The sequence below is a fragment of the Streptomyces sp. NPDC107454 genome, assembly GCF_055582885.1.
Window position 1 is genome coordinate 479,332 of the sequence record NZ_JBVJPA010000002.1, and the last position, 13,878, is coordinate 493,209.

A 13,878-nucleotide genomic window follows, 5' to 3' on the forward strand; every position below is an offset into this window, starting at 1 on the left:
GCGCCGCCACGCCCGGAGATCACCCGCACGGCGGAGCGCCCGCTCGCACCCGACCGGCTCGTTCGACGCGGCGGGCTCCACCTGCGCATCCGCCACAACCGGCCACCCTGCGGTGCCCGAACACACGCGCCAACTGGCTAGACTACGCAGCCTCGTGCATGTGATCCGGTCACGTCCGATCACAGCCGTTCCCGAAGGGTTTCGACGCTTGATAGCCATCGAAGATGTCAGCAAGCGATATGCCGACGGCACGGTGGCCGTCGATCGCCTGTCCCTCCAGATACCGAACCACTCGATCACCGTGCTCGTCGGGCCTTCGGGGTGCGGCAAGACCACCACACTGCGGATGATCAACCGCATGATCGAGCCCAGCAGCGGCACGATCCGCGTCAACGGCGAGGACATCCTCCGCAAGCCGGTCAACGCCCTGCGCCAGTCCATGGGTTACGTCATCCAGAACGCGGGGCTCTTCCAGCACCGCACGATCCTCGACAACATCGCCACGGTGCCGCGGCTGCTCGGCTGGTCCAAGCAGCGCGCCCGCGCCCGCGCGGCGGAACTGATGGAACGGGTGGGCCTGGACCCGGCCATGGCCCGCCGCTATCCCTACCAGCTCTCCGGCGGCCAGCAGCAGCGTGTCGGTGTCGCCCGCGCGCTCGCCGCCGACCCGCCGATCCTGCTGATGGACGAGCCGTTCTCCGCCGTCGACCCGGTCGTCCGCCGTGGTCTGCAGGAGGAGTTGCTGCGCATCCAGGGCGAGCTGGGCAAGGCCATCGTGTTCGTCACCCACGACATGGACGAGGCCATCACGATCGGTGACCACGTCGCCGTACTGCGCACCGGTGGCAAGCTCGCCCAGTTCGCCGCCCCCGACGAGCTGCTGTCGGCGCCGGCCGACGCCTTCGTGGAGGAGTTCCTCGGCGGCGACCGGGGCATTCGCGGGCTGTCGTTCCTGTCCACCCGCGACCTCGCACTCGACCGCTCCCGGGTCTTCCCGGTCGGCAGCGACTGGCAGCAGCTCGCCGGGAAGTCGGCGGGCGCGGGACCGGTCCTGGTCACCGACGCGGACGGGAAGCCGCTGGGCTGGGCCGACCTGACGGTGTGGGCCGGTGACGTCCAGGCACTGGAGCCGCACGGGCAGGCCTTCGAGGTCGGCAAGGACTCGCTGCGGGTCGCGCTGGACCGGGCGGTACTCTCGCCCACCGGTCAGGCGGTCGCCGTGGACGGGGCGGGACGTGTGCTGGGGCTCGCCGGGCAGGAGACGGTCGCCGCGGCGATCCGCGCGGCCAGGCAGCGCCGCGCCGTGGACTCCGAGGGCGTCTCCACGGTGAAGGCCGCGCGATGAACGGCTTCTTCGACATCCCGAGCGACCTCCAGAGCAGCTATCTCGGCCTGATCTCCACCCACATGCAGGAGGCGCTGGTCCCGGTTCTCCTCGGCCTCCTGCTGGCGCTGCCGATCGGCCTGTTGTGCGTCCGGGTCAACTGGATCTATCCGCCGGTCCTCTGGATCACCACGGTGCTGTACGCGATCCCGTCGATCGCCTTCTTCGTGGTGCTCATCGACTACACCGGCCTGAGCAAGACCACCGTGATGATCCCGCTGACCCTCTACAGTCTCGTGGTTCTGGTCCCGGCGGTCGTCGACGGCGTCCGCTCGGTCCCCGAGGAGACGAACGCCGCCGCCGCGGCGATGGGCATCGGTTCGCTGCGGCGCTACCTCCAGGTCCAACTGCCCATCGCCGTACCCGCGATCATGGCCGGTCTGCGCGTGGCGACCGCCTCCAGCATCAGTCTGGTCAGCGTCGGTTCGCTGATCGGCAACCAGGGGGCGCTCGGCAATCTGCTCACCACCGCGATGCTCTACCACCGACCTCTCCTCGCCGTGAACTCGGTGGTCACCACCGCCGTTCTCGCGGTGCTGGTCGACGCCGTGCTCGTCCTGCTGCGCCGCGTGCTCACCCCCTGGCAGCCGGCCTCCGGCCGCAAGGCCGCACGCCGTACGTCCACGATCGCGGGCGCCGCCCGCACTCCGGAGAGCGTCTCGTGAACGTACTCAACTTCATCCAGTCCTTCTTCTCCGACGGCTCCCACTGGCACGGGTACGACGGGATCCCGCAGCGCGTGTGGGAACACCTCCAGTACACCGCCGGGGCGCTCGCGATCGCCGCGGCCGTCGGCCTGCCCATCGGCCTGGTCACCGGACACACCGGACGCGGCGGCAACGCGCTGGCCTTCGTGTCGGCGGGTGCCCGGGCGCTGCCCACCTTCGGGCTGCTGGTGCTGATGTTCGTCTGGCTCGGCCTCGGCATCGTGCCCGTGATGATCCCGCTCGTGGTGCTGGCGGTCCCGCCGATCCTCATCACCACCTACGAGGCGATCCGCACCCTGGATCCCTCCCCCGTCGACGCCGCCCGCGGCATGGGCATGCCGGAGGGGAAGGTCCTGTTCCAGGTCGAGGTGCCGGCGGCGCTGCCGCTGATCCTCAGTGGTCTGCGTTCGGCGGCGATCCAGATCGTGTCCACGGCGACCATCGCGGCCTATGTGAGCCTCGGCGGGGTGGGCCGTTACATCCTGGACGGCCTCTACCAGCGCAACTACGAGAAGGTGGTGGGCGGCGCGGCCCTCACCGCGATCCTCGCGCTGCTCGTGCTGGTGCTGTTCTGGGCCATCGCCCGGGTGGCGGTGTCCCCGGGGGTGCGCAGGCGCCGTACGGTCTGAGGAATGGGAAGAGGGGGGACGAGCCGCAAGGCCCGTCCCCCCTCTTCCCTCGTTCACTGCTGCGCGGTCGCCAGGGCGTGTTCGAGGACGACGAGGAGCGCATCCCGTACGGACCCGCGCTCGCGGGCGTCGAACACGGTGAGCGGCACATGGTCGCCGACGTCGAGAGCCCACCGTACGTCGTTCAGATCGTGTTCGACCTTGCCGTCGAAGGCGTTGACGGCCACCGCGAAGGGGATCTCGCGATGCTCGAAGTAGTCGACGGCCGCGTAGCAGTCGTCGAGCCGGCGGGTGTCGACGATGACGAGCCCGCCGAGGGCGCCCTCGACCAGGTCGTCCCACATGAACCCGAAGCGCTCCTGGCCGGGGGTGCCGAACAGATAGAGCTTCAGGGTCGGGTCGAGCGTGACACAGCCGAAGTCCATGGCGACGGTGGTCGTCATCTTCTCCGGGGTGTGGGAGAGGTCGTCGATGCCCGCGGCGACCGAGGTGATGGACGCCTCGGTGGTGAGCGGCTCGATTTCGGAGATGGCACCCACGGTGGTGGTCTTGCCCACGCCGAAGCCGCCCGCGATCACCATCTTCACCGGCATCGGCGGCCGGGGACCCTCGGTGTCAGCGCTCACGGATCGCGCCCCGGGAGTCGGGGATAGCTCGGAGACCATCGATAACCCTTCGCAATACGGTGGCGTCGCGGGCGGATTCGGCCTGCGGTGCGTACAAGGCCAGTTGACCGTCGGCGCGCAGATCGTCGGCGAGCACCCTGATCACATTCAAATGCATCCGCAGTTTCGCCGCGATCTCCGCCAGCGACTGCGGCTGGCGGCAGACCGTGATGATGTCGCGGTGCTGGTCGAAGACGAACGCGTCCAGCGTGGCCAGACCGAGATCCGTCGCGACGACCTGCGTCTCGATCGGAATCGTCGGCACCAGACTGTCACCGCCGGCGATCCGCCCCGCGGTCAGCAGGAATGGCCGGACGATCGACGGGGGGTGCTCCGCTCCCCACGCGTCGTCGTCGGCGGCTGATGGCTCGCCGGCCGTCATCTCGTCCTCACCCTTCACCTCGCGGGTCGTCCCGGCCTTCGTGACGCCCCCGCCGACCGTCAACCGGTCGGCGCGATCCCCACGGTGTTCTTGAGCTCCATGACCAGTTGCGGGCTCAGAGCGGCACCGGCGCGGTTGGCGAAGAGGGTCATCTCGTACGCGATGTTCCCGAGCTTCGCCTCCTTGGAGGCGACCACGCCGAGCACCGCGCCCGCGCCGAGGGCGGACACCAGGACGTGCCCCTCCTCCAGGTCGATGATGACCTTGTTGAGCCCGCCGAGGCCGTAGTTGCCGGAGGCGCCCATGGCGAGGCTCGTGATCCCGGAGACGATGGCCGCGAGCCGCTCCGAGTCCGCCTTGCCGCGCAGTTGGGACACCGCGATCAGCAGGCCGTCGGAGGACACCCCGATCACGTCGACGACGCCGGCGGTCTCGGTGGCGAAACGATTGAGCAGCCAATTGAAGTCGGCAGCGGCGGCCTTCACGTCCGTCGCCTGTTCCACGGCCGCGGACTCCGGTCCACCTGTCCACATGGTCACTTGCTCATGCCTTCCGGGAATGAGGGTCTGTTGTTCTCTGTGCTGGAATCGCCAGAGCTGTCGGGACGGCCCCCTGAACGGGCCGACCCGAAGCCGGTACCGCGAGCCTCTGTCGCGCTCTCGCGCTCGGCCCGCAGAACGGCTTCCTCGAACTCGTCGATCTCGGATCGTGCCGCTTCCGCGTCGGCGGTCTGCCAGGCGGGCGGCCGTGGGTTGGTGATGGTCTGTTTGGGCAGCCGGGTCGAGGCGGTGGTGGCCTGCAGGGTCGCGCCGCGCACGCGCCGCCTGAGCGGACTGGGGCCGCCCTCGCCCGGTCGCGCCGGGGCGCTGCCGGGTGCCGACGGGGCCGAACCGGAGCCGCGCGCGGTGCTCGCGCCGCGGGGCGGCAGGCCGAGCCCCCCGTTCGTGCCCGTGTTCGGGCCGCGCGGCGGCTGCCCCGCCGCATTCCCCGGGCCGGTGCTCGCGCCGCGTGACCTCTGCACGAGCCCGCTGTCCATACCGCTGCCCGCGGCGCGTGACGGCCGGCCCTGTCCGCTCTCCATGCCGGCGCCACGCTGGTGGCCCGGGCCGCCGACCGCGTCCTGAGGCATGCCGCGTCCCGCTGTCTCGCGCTCCGCGGGCTGCGCCGCCCCCGGAGTCGTGGTGCCCGGTGTGCCGCCCGGCCGGGGCCGGGACGCGCCGTAGCCCCCCGAGGCGCCGTCGCCCGTCGGTTCCTGACGGCCCGTGTGGCCGTCCGCTCCCCGGCTGCGCGCGGGGATCCTGCGCGGCAGGGACGAGGGGCCGGGTTCCGGGTCGACCGCCGCGGGGCGCGGTTCGGTCCCGCCGGGGCGGCGTGGCGGCGGCAGGATGTGCGGGGCCCTGGTCGCGGCCCCCGTGGGATCGGCGAGCAGCAGATGGGAGCCGGGCACCGCGACGGTGACGGTGACGCCGCCGCCCGGGGTGCGGGTCAGGACGACCTCGATGCCCCAGCGCCGGGACAGGCCGCCGACCACGAAGAGGCCCAGGACCTCGGTCGGGGCCAGGTCGAGCCGTTCGCGGCGGATCAGGCGGGCGTTCTCCTCCTCCAGCCGCTCGGCGCTCATCCCGAGCCCGTGGTCGATGATCTCGATCAGGGCGCCGCCGCTGGAGCCGTGCCGGGGCCGCAGGACGACTTCGACGCTGCTGGACGCCGGTGAGAACGTCACCGCGTTCTCCAGCAGTTCGGCGAGCATCAGCGTGAGGTCGCCGACGATGTCGGGGGCGACGGTGACATCGCCCTCGGCGTGCGGGGTGACCCGCTGGTAGCCCTCGATCTGGCCGAGCGCGGCGCGGACGATGTTGCTGAGCCGCATGGGCCCGGTGTTGAGGCCCGTCTCGCGGATGCCGGCGAGCAGCATCAGGCTGTCGGCGTTGCGCTGGAGACGTACCGCGATGTGGTCGATGCGGTAGAGCCGGTCCAGTACCTCCGGGTCGGTCTCGCCGCGCTCCACCGAGTCGATCAGCGCGAGCTGGCGAGCGGTCAGGTTGCTGACGCGGTGGCCGACGTTGCCGAACATCTCGGCGATGTTGCGGCGGCTGATGACCTGGCGCTCCAGCAGGGCGGTCGCGGTGACCTGCACCTGGTTGAAGGCTTCGGCGAGTTCGCCGAGTTCGTCGCGGACCGGCACGGGCACGGCCTCGAGGCGCGGCGGGCTCGCGTCGTCGGCGTCGTCGTCGGCGACCCGGGCCAGCTCGGTCTCGGCCGCGTCGGCCACGTGCTGGGCCGCCTCGGTGAGGCTCCGCACGGTCCGCACCACGGAGCGACGGACCAGTACGGAGAACAGGATCCAGGCCGCGAAGGCGGCGAGGTTGGCGGCCACCAGCCACAGCACCTGCCACCAGGCGTCGCTGGACGCCTTCTGGGTGTCGGCGGCGATCTGGTGGATCAGCGACTCGGTGATCTTCAGCCGGTTCTCCGCCTGACGCTGGTACGTCGGGTCGGCGGCCAGGGCGTCGTCGAGCGCGGCGCGCAGCTGCGAGGCGTTCTCGGCGACCAGACCGCTGGGGTCGACCTGCAGCGCGGCGTAGTGCTGGGCGACGACGCTCTGGTACGGGCTGTGCTCGATCGCGGCGAGTTCGGCGCCCTGTTCCTGGCTGGCGAACCGGGTGAACCGCTCGGCCTGGTAGGTGTACTGCTCGTAGTCGCCGACAGCTCCGGTGTACTCGATGAGCGCGTTGGGGTCACGGGTCCGGGCCGCGAACACGCTGGTCTCGAAGGAGGCGTGGGCGGTGTCGGCGCGCAGTAGCGCGTCCAGCAGATTGCCCGCGGACTCCGAGGACTCGCCGCCCGACTGACCGAGCCCGAGGCCGTTGATGAGGCCCTCGATGACCGATCCGTACGCCGGGTCGATGTTGTCGGCGGGGATCGGACCCTCTTCGATGGTCTTGCGGAGGCTGTCGAGGCCTTCCAGCTCCTTGAGGGCCTGGGCCTCGGCGTCGGGCAGTCGGTCCCCGTAGGCGGACCGCACGGCCTCCGCCTGGGCGGTGACCTTCTGCTGCGCCTGGAGGAAGGCGGAGGTGTTGGGTGCCTTGTCGCCTGAGCGGGCGGCCTCGTAGCGCAGGGAGACGAGGAGTGCCTGGCGGTGTTCGGTCTGCACGCCGTCGATGAGCTGGGTGACCTGCGCGCTGTCCCGCACGAGTTGGGCGGTGGAGGCGGCGGAACGGGCCGAGTCGATCTCGGCGTACACGACATAGGCGATCATCGCCGAAACGACGGCGAGCGGGACAATCACCAGGACGTTGAGTTTCCTGCGGAAAGGCCAACGGTCGAGGAGGGAAGGCGTCCGGCCTATTCGGGGAGCCGTGGTCTGCGGCCCCCGGGCGGCTTTTCTGTGCGCGGGCACCAAACCTCCTTGACTTCATTCCCAATTGGAAGCCCGCAGCCCGGGCTGCGTGGACGTGGGTCATGTCAGCACGCTCGGGCCGAGCAAGTGGAACCAGGTCCCCCGACTCGGCCAACATTAGCGGCTGCCGCAAGAGTACGGCCATGATCAACCAAAAACTGACATGGCGATACGTCGGATTCACGCCTGTTTCGGTCAGGTTGCGCCCACGCGGCGAAGCCGTGTGGTCTCCATCGGTGATCTATTCGTGTCTTGACGGTGCGTTACTGGGCTCGATTGGATCGTCATCACGCCATGCCTTCCGGCCGCCGACCGCCCATGCACAAGTCTGGATGACCAACGTGACCCACGCCAGAAGCACCAGAACGACCGCAACGTACGCTGTATCCCTGCTGGTTGTGGCTACGGCCGCCCTCACGGGCTGCGGTTCCTCCGACAACTCCGACAACAAGGACCCGTTGAAGGGCGACACCGCCAAGGGCGGCACGGTCGTGGTCGGCTCCAACAACTTCCCCGAGAGCATCCTGCTCGCCGACATCTACGGCGAGGCCCTGAAGGCCAAGGGCATCAAGGTCAGTTACAAGTTGAACATCGGCAGCCGTGAGACCACCTACGGTCTGATCAAGAACGGCACGATCACCGTCCTGCCCGAGTACAACGGCGCGCTGCTGGCCTATCTGAACGCCAAGGCGGCCCCGACCACGGTCGAGGACACCAGCAAGGCCATCACGGCCGCGCTCGATTCCAAGCTGACCCTGCTCGAGCCCTCCAAGGCGGAGGACAAGGACGCGATCGCGGTCAACGCGGAGACCGCCAAGAAGTACAAGCTCACGACCTCGTCGACGATCGCCGACCTCTCCGCCTCGGCCAAGGACCTGGTCATCGGGGGATCGCCGGAGTTCCAGACGCGCAAGCAGGGACTGGTGGGCCTCAAGTCCGAATACAGCCTTGAATTCAAGTCGTTCAAGGCACTGGACGCGGGTGGGCCGTTGACCGTGGCCGCCCTCAAGGGCAACAACATTCAGGCCGCAGATATTTTCACGACCGACCCCGGAATCACCAAGAACAAGTTCGTGGTCCTTCAAGACCCGAAGAACCTCTTCGGTTTTGAGAACGTGACGCCGCTGGCCTACAAGAGCGGTCTCTCCTCCGCCGGAGTTTCCGCACTCAACGCCGTGTCGGCGAAGCTCGACACGGACACCCTGGTCAAGCTCAACGCCCAGGTGCAGAACGACAACAAGGACCCCCTGGACGTGGCCAAGAGCTGGCTGTCGACCGCCGGACTGTAGTTCTGACGGAGGTGCGCAGGCCGGGGCGGGGATCCGCCGCTCCGGCCTTTGCCGTGCCGCGGGGTCTGCGGGGCGGGACGGTTGGCCCGTCCGTCGCGAGATCACTCACGCCCGCCGACTGATCTCCTCATCAGTTCTGAAGGGGCCGCGACTAGGATGAGCGCATGCCCGATCAAGCCGCCGCCCAGCCCGCCAACCGCTTCGAACGCAGGCGCGCCCAGACCCGCCATGCCCTGATCACCGCCGCCCAGGGGATCCTGGCCGAGCAGGGCACGAGCGATGTCAGCATCCAGCAGATCGCCGAGCGTGCCGACGTCGGGTTCGGCTCCTTCTACAACCACTTCCAGACGAAGGCGGAGCTCTTCGAGGCGGCGGTCGTCGAGGCGCTGGAGGAGTACGGCAAGCTGATCGACTCGATCACCGGCGACCTCGGCGACCCCGCCGAGGTGTTCGCGGTGAGCGTCCGGCTGACCTTCCGGCTCGCCGACACCCACCCGGAACTCACCCGCGTCCTGCGCTACGGCGGCCTCCCCTACATCCACGCCGACTTCGGCCTGGGCCCCCGCGCCCTGCGGGACATCGAGAGGGGCAACGCCTCCGGCCGCTTCCAGGTGGACAGTCCCCTCGTCGCCCTCAGCGCCGTCGGCGGCGCCCTCCTCGGGCTGCTCCAGCTGAAGTCGTCCGCCAAGTCCGAGCAGTCGGGCCCCGGCGCCGACGAGGAGATGGCCGAACTCGTCCTGCGCATGTTGGGCCTGCCCCCCGAGGAGGCCCACGAGGTCGCCCGGCGCCCACTGCCGGTCCCGACGACAGGGCCCGGGGCGACCTCGTAGGTTCGCAGGTGTCTCAGGGGCGCTCGGTCAGGAACCGGTCGATGGTCGAGGTGAGTTCCTCGGGCTTCTCCACCGGGAGTTCGTGGCCGGCGTCCAGGATGCGCACCTCCGCGTCCGGGTACGCCTTCGCCATCCGCAGCATCTGGGAGACGGGCAGCTGGATGTCGTAGTAGCCGTGGATCATGAGGGTGGGGACACGGATCTCCCCGACCCGGTCGAGGACGTCGAAGGACCGCATCGCGCCGTAACAGGTCATGACCACCTCCCGCGGTGTGGCCGCGGAGGTCCGGATGTACTCCTTGATCTCCTCGCGCGGGTACCCGGGGGCGAAGGCCCGCTGGATGTTGGCGGCGACGAACAGCTTGAACGGCACCTGCGTGGACACCGCCATCAGCAGGCCCCTCCCCCGGCTGTACGTCATCCGGCTGATCGAGTTCACCAGGACCATGCGCTCGATCCGGTCCGGGTGGCCCAGCGCCAGGGTCTGCGCGATCATCCCGCCCATCGAGTGACCGACGGGGACGAACCGTTCGACCTTCAGGTGATCGAGGACGGCGAGGACGTCTTCCGCCAGCTCCCCGATGCTCCGCCGCCCCGACCCGTCGCTCTCGCCGTGGCCGCGCAGATCGACACGTATGACCCGCCGCGTGGCGGAGAAGTGCGCCAGCTGGTGGTCCCAGCGGTGCCGGTTGGCGGTCCAGCCGTGGATGAACACCAGGGGCGTGCCCGCACCGTCGCGGGGGCCCTCGTCGTCGTACGTCAGTCTGGCGCCGTCGACTTCGAGCTGCGGCATGGGTGGCCTCCTGCGGTGCGGTCCGGTTACTGACGGGTACGGTAACCGGCCGCCCTGGCCTCCGTCACCGTCGTTCGCCGAGGAATTCGAGGATGTGCCCGAACACGTCGAGGGCCGCGCCCCGGCCGAGGAACGTGTCCAAATGGCCGTAGCCGGGAATCTCGGTGTACGCGACGTCCAACTGCGGCTGTCTGCGAGCCAGTACGTCGTGACAGAGCTTCTGGGAGTCGAGCCACAGACCGTTCTCGCTGCCGGCGAGCAGCAGGACGGGGGTGTCGATACGGGCCGCCGCGTCCAGCGCGTTCTGCGGCAGCGCCCGGTAGCGGTGGTCGCCGTCGTGCCAGCGCACCACGGTGCGGGCCAGTTCGATGCGGCGCAGATGCGGCAGGATCCACAGCGGGGCGGGGCCCAGCAGCTCGGCGAGCCGGTGGTGGGTGGCCTCGGACAGGTGCTCGTGCACGAACAGCGAGGCGCCCGTCCCCCACGCCGAGTTGTGCAGGATCTGGCAGGTCGGATCCGGGCAGCTCGCCCCGCGCGAGGCGAGCGCGAACAGGGGGGTGTACTTCGACCACAGGCCGGCCTTGCGGATGTCGACCGGTAGGTGATCGATGCGGGACCTGAGCAGCTCCCCGGCCAGCGACATGCGCAACGAGGTGCGGCCCGCGAGCTTCGGTGTCAGGAACACGCCCTGGGACACCACGCCCGCGAGGCCCGGGACCAGCCCGGCGGTCATGCTGAGCGACAGCGTGAGGGAGCCGACGCAGTGGGCGACCACGAACAGCGGCCGGTCGCCGATGCGGCGGCGGATGTGGGCGACGGCGGCGGGGATGTCGTACAGGGCGACGTCGTCGTACGTGTACTTCTGGCCGGTCTCGTTGTACGGCAGCCGGCAGCTGCCCCGCCAGTCGAGCAGCCAGGGCTCGTAGCCGTCGTCGAGCAGGACGTCGACCAGGTTGCGGGTCTCGGGCAGCAGGAACATGTCGGCGGACGCGGTGTGCCCGTGCAGGAGCAGCACGGCGGGGCGGTCCGTGTCGCCGCTGTCGACGCGGGTCAGGCCGAGGCGTACGCCGTCGTCCGCCCGGAAGGGGATCTCCTCGACCCGCGCCGGGTCGAGGCGGTGGTGGAGGGGGCGCAGGGTCGTGGTGCTCCTGACCCTGCGGAGCGTCGGCCTGGTGCGGGAGTCACTGCTCCGGAGGATCATCGGTGGTGCTCCGAGGGGGTCGGGGTGCGGCGCAGGTCGAGGAGGTCGGCGGCGGCCCGGGCGAAGGGGCCGAGCAGACCGCGGCCCATCTCCAGGCCGAACCAGGCGAGCCAGGTCAGCTTGGCGGCCCGTTTCTCCTGGCTGGTCAGGCGCGGATCGACCTTGATGCCGTCGACCTGGTCGCGCAGATAGGTGCCGGCGGGCACGACGAGTTCGCCCGCCAGGGCCGCCGGTGCGCCCTCACGGCCGATCTCGACGGTGAGCGCCCGGGTCTGGCGCCACACGTCACGACGGGCCCGGGCGTACTTGTGGCCCTCCAGCCACCAGCGGCCGCCTTCCGCGTCACGCAGGGTCAGCCGGTAGCTGAGGAGTCGGTGGCGGATACCGTGCCGCTGCGGGATGCCCTCCTGTGGCCGGATCCAGACGTCGCCGTGCTCGACGACCAGCGGTTCGGGATGCACCGCCGCGCACGTCAACTCGCCGGTGACATCGACCCGGCGCTCCTTCACCAGCTGGTACATGCTCGCGAGGGAGAGGGTGAGCGCCATCGAGCAGGGAGTGACGGCGGGGGCACCGACCGGGCCGACACCGCCCTCGGTCGTCTCGGAGAACCACAAGTAGGGCTGGTCGTCCTTGTGCGGCAGCCGGGCCAATCCGTCCTCGGCGAGCCGCTCGAAGGTCCTCAGCTGGGCCTGGGCGTCGTAGCGGGCGGCGGGCCGCAACCCGAGCGCCTCGACGAGCGCGGTGGTGCGCTCGGCGGTGGCCGCCGGGCCCTTCAGGGTCGCCTCGCACAGTTTGAGGGCGGTGGGACTCCGCAACACCCGGGTGAGGAAGGCCAGTTCGGGCACCGGCTCGGCTTCCAGCCGGGCCAGGGCATGGGTCCGCCACTCGTCCCAGTCCTGTACGCGTACGTGCATCCCGCCGAGCGCCATGTCCCGTACGACGTCGTCGAGGGTGTTGGGTACGCCGGTCAGGTGGTAGTCGTAGCCCCACGCGTCGGGTTCGCAGACGACTCCGACCGCGACCCGGCTCACCCAGTCCACCGGGGCCGCGTTCAGGTGGCTGAAGGCGGGGACCGTGCGGAAGCGGCCGAAGGCCGAGAGGAGACCGCTGCTGAGGTCCTGCGGGTTGTAGGCGCCGGTCCTGGTGTGGCCGCCGATGCCGCCGGGACGCAGGGCCGTGACGATCAGGCCGTGGTCGCGGGCCCGTCGTAGGGCGACCTCCGCCGCCCACTTCGTCTGGTCATAGCCCGCGACGAGTCGGTCGACGTGGGCGAGCGGGTCGTCCTCGCCCATCGCGGTGATGCCGACCTCGTTGAAGACCGCGATGGAGGAGATGTGGTGCAGCGGTTTCGGCCGGCCGGTCGCCGCGAGCTCGGCGAGGGTCAGCGAGCCGACGACGTTGCTCTGCCGCAGCGACTGGTAGCCGCGCAGGAAGTCCACGGCCGCCGCCACGCCGACGACGCTGTCCAGCTCGTGGGTGAGCGTGGTCCACAGGTCGTCCGACAGGCCCAGGTGCGGGCGCCGGATGTCGCCGGGGAGCACGGTCACCCGGCGGCGGACCTCCGACGACCAGGGCAGCTCGTACCGCTTGAGCGCCTGACCGAGCCGCCCGAGGGCCGCCTCCTCGTCGGCGGCACGGACCAGGCAGTAGACGTGGGCGTCGCTGTGCCGCAGCAGGTCGAGGAGCATATGGCTGCCGAGGAAGCCGGTGGCGCCGGTCAGCAGGATCCGGCGGGGCGGCAGCGGCTCGGGGTCGCCGGTCCAGGGCAGCCGGTCGGCGAGCGACAGGTCGGCCAGGATCTGGTCGAGGTCCTCGGGACGGGCCGTGGCGTACGGGGCGGGGGTGACGGCCACCGCGGGGGCGGTGCGGGGGGCCGGGACGGGGAGGATGCCGGGTGCGGGCGCCGGACGGGTACCCGCGGCGGACGGCGGAAGCGGACTTCCCACCGTGACCGGGGCCGAGGTCCCCACGGGCATGGCTGTACCTGCCGTGTCCGGGGCCCAAGTCGTCCCGGGCGTCGGCGTTTGCGATGCGGCCGGGAGGAGGGCGGTGGCGCTCGCCGTCGACAGCCGGCGCTGGGCCAGGCTGGTCGGACGGGCGTCGGCGAAGACGTCGTCGAGGGCGATCTCCATGCCCAGCTCGTCCTCCAGCGCCGCGACGAGTTCCACGGCCCCCACCGAGGTGCCCCCGGCGTCGAAGAAGTCGGCGTCGGGCGACAGATGCCCTTCGGGCAGATGGCGGCCCGCCACGGCGGCGATGGCTGCCGCCAGAGCCTCCACGTCCGGGACCTCTGCCCTCGGACACTTCACGTCCGGGACCGCTGCCGCCGGACGCTTCACATCCGGGACCGCTGCCGCCGGACCCGTCACGTCCGGCACCACGTCCGGAACCGCTGCCGCCGCGACGCCCCCGTCGGCACCGGTCGGCGTGGGCGCCGCGGCCGTCCTCACCTTCGCCAGCAGGGCGTCCACGCTCAGCCCGCCACCACCCCGCTCGACCGCCTCGGCCGTCGCCCGCTGTCCGGCGTACGCCGACGCGTCCTCGTTCACCTCACGCATGAGAGCCCTTCACCCCGTGACTTGTCCTTTCGCGCAT

12 protein-coding genes are annotated in these 13,878 nt (G+C 70.6%); 5 read left to right on the forward strand and 7 right to left on the reverse strand.

The annotated features are described in order from the left end of the window. The first annotated feature begins 208 nt into the window (after positions 1-208). The 3 genes from ACZ69M_RS06355 to ACZ69M_RS06365 are packed head-to-tail and all read left to right on the forward strand — an operon-like array spanning position 209 to position 2,720. Complete coding sequence (locus tag ACZ69M_RS06355; protein ID WP_470047132.1) at positions 209-1,345, forward strand: ABC transporter ATP-binding protein; 1,137 nt, start codon at positions 209-211, stop codon at positions 1,343-1,345. Continuing rightward, positions 1,342-2,049, forward strand: a complete 708-nt coding sequence (locus ACZ69M_RS06360; protein WP_099939834.1) for an ABC transporter permease — start codon at positions 1,342-1,344, stop codon at positions 2,047-2,049. The genes ACZ69M_RS06355 and ACZ69M_RS06360 overlap by 4 nt, the downstream gene beginning before the upstream one ends. After that, on the forward strand, positions 2,046-2,720 hold the full coding sequence (locus ACZ69M_RS06365) for an ABC transporter permease (protein WP_388124484.1): 675 nt from the start codon (positions 2,046-2,048) through the stop codon (positions 2,718-2,720). The genes ACZ69M_RS06360 and ACZ69M_RS06365 overlap by 4 nt, the downstream gene beginning before the upstream one ends. A gap of 53 nt (positions 2,721-2,773) precedes the next feature. Here ACZ69M_RS06365 and ACZ69M_RS06370 read toward each other — a convergent pair whose 3' ends face one another. From ACZ69M_RS06370 to ACZ69M_RS06385, 4 genes are read right to left on the reverse strand one after another with little or no spacing between them, the layout of a single operon-like run. Beyond that, positions 2,774-3,385 (reverse strand): GTP-binding protein, encoded by a 612-nt coding sequence (locus tag ACZ69M_RS06370; protein WP_054228753.1) that lies wholly within the window; start codon positions 3,383-3,385, stop codon positions 2,774-2,776. Further along, complete coding sequence (locus ACZ69M_RS06375; RefSeq protein WP_060898551.1) at positions 3,336-3,767, reverse strand: DUF742 domain-containing protein; 432 nt, start codon at positions 3,765-3,767, stop codon at positions 3,336-3,338. Before ACZ69M_RS06375 ends, ACZ69M_RS06370 begins: the two co-directional genes overlap by 50 nt. Positions 3,768-3,826: 59 nt before the next feature. Next, complete coding sequence (locus ACZ69M_RS06380; protein ID WP_054228754.1) at positions 3,827-4,300, reverse strand: roadblock/LC7 domain-containing protein; 474 nt, start codon at positions 4,298-4,300, stop codon at positions 3,827-3,829. A gap of 2 nt (positions 4,301-4,302) precedes the next feature. After that, positions 4,303-7,167, reverse strand: coding sequence for a sensor histidine kinase (locus ACZ69M_RS06385; RefSeq protein ID WP_470047135.1), 2,865 nt, complete (start codon positions 7,165-7,167; stop codon positions 4,303-4,305). 332 nt (positions 7,168-7,499) lie between these two features. On the opposite strand from ACZ69M_RS06385, the gene ACZ69M_RS06390 reads away from it, so the two are divergent. Beyond that, positions 7,500-8,456 (forward strand): ABC transporter substrate-binding protein, encoded by a 957-nt coding sequence (locus ACZ69M_RS06390; protein WP_470047137.1) that lies wholly within the window; start codon positions 7,500-7,502, stop codon positions 8,454-8,456. A gap of 164 nt (positions 8,457-8,620) precedes the next feature. Next, positions 8,621-9,286, forward strand: coding sequence for a TetR/AcrR family transcriptional regulator (locus ACZ69M_RS06395; protein WP_470047139.1), 666 nt, complete (start codon positions 8,621-8,623; stop codon positions 9,284-9,286). A gap of 13 nt (positions 9,287-9,299) precedes the next feature. On the opposite strand, the gene ACZ69M_RS06400 is transcribed toward ACZ69M_RS06395, so the two are convergent. From ACZ69M_RS06400 to ACZ69M_RS06410, 3 genes are all read right to left on the reverse strand, one after another. Further along, entirely contained in the window at positions 9,300-10,079 is a 780-nt protein-coding gene (locus tag ACZ69M_RS06400) for an alpha/beta fold hydrolase (protein WP_470047141.1), read from the reverse strand. A gap of 64 nt (positions 10,080-10,143) precedes the next feature. After that, positions 10,144-11,280: an alpha/beta hydrolase gene (locus ACZ69M_RS06405; RefSeq protein ID WP_470047143.1), complete on the reverse strand. Its 1,137-nt coding sequence runs from the start codon at positions 11,278-11,280 to the stop codon at positions 10,144-10,146. After that, the gene (locus ACZ69M_RS06410; protein ID WP_470047145.1) at positions 11,277-13,841 is read right to left on the reverse strand and encodes a thioester reductase domain-containing protein; all 2,565 of its coding nucleotides are present in this window, start codon (positions 13,839-13,841) and stop codon (positions 11,277-11,279) included. Before ACZ69M_RS06410 ends, ACZ69M_RS06405 begins: the two co-directional genes overlap by 4 nt. Positions 13,842-13,878 lie beyond the last annotated feature (37 nt).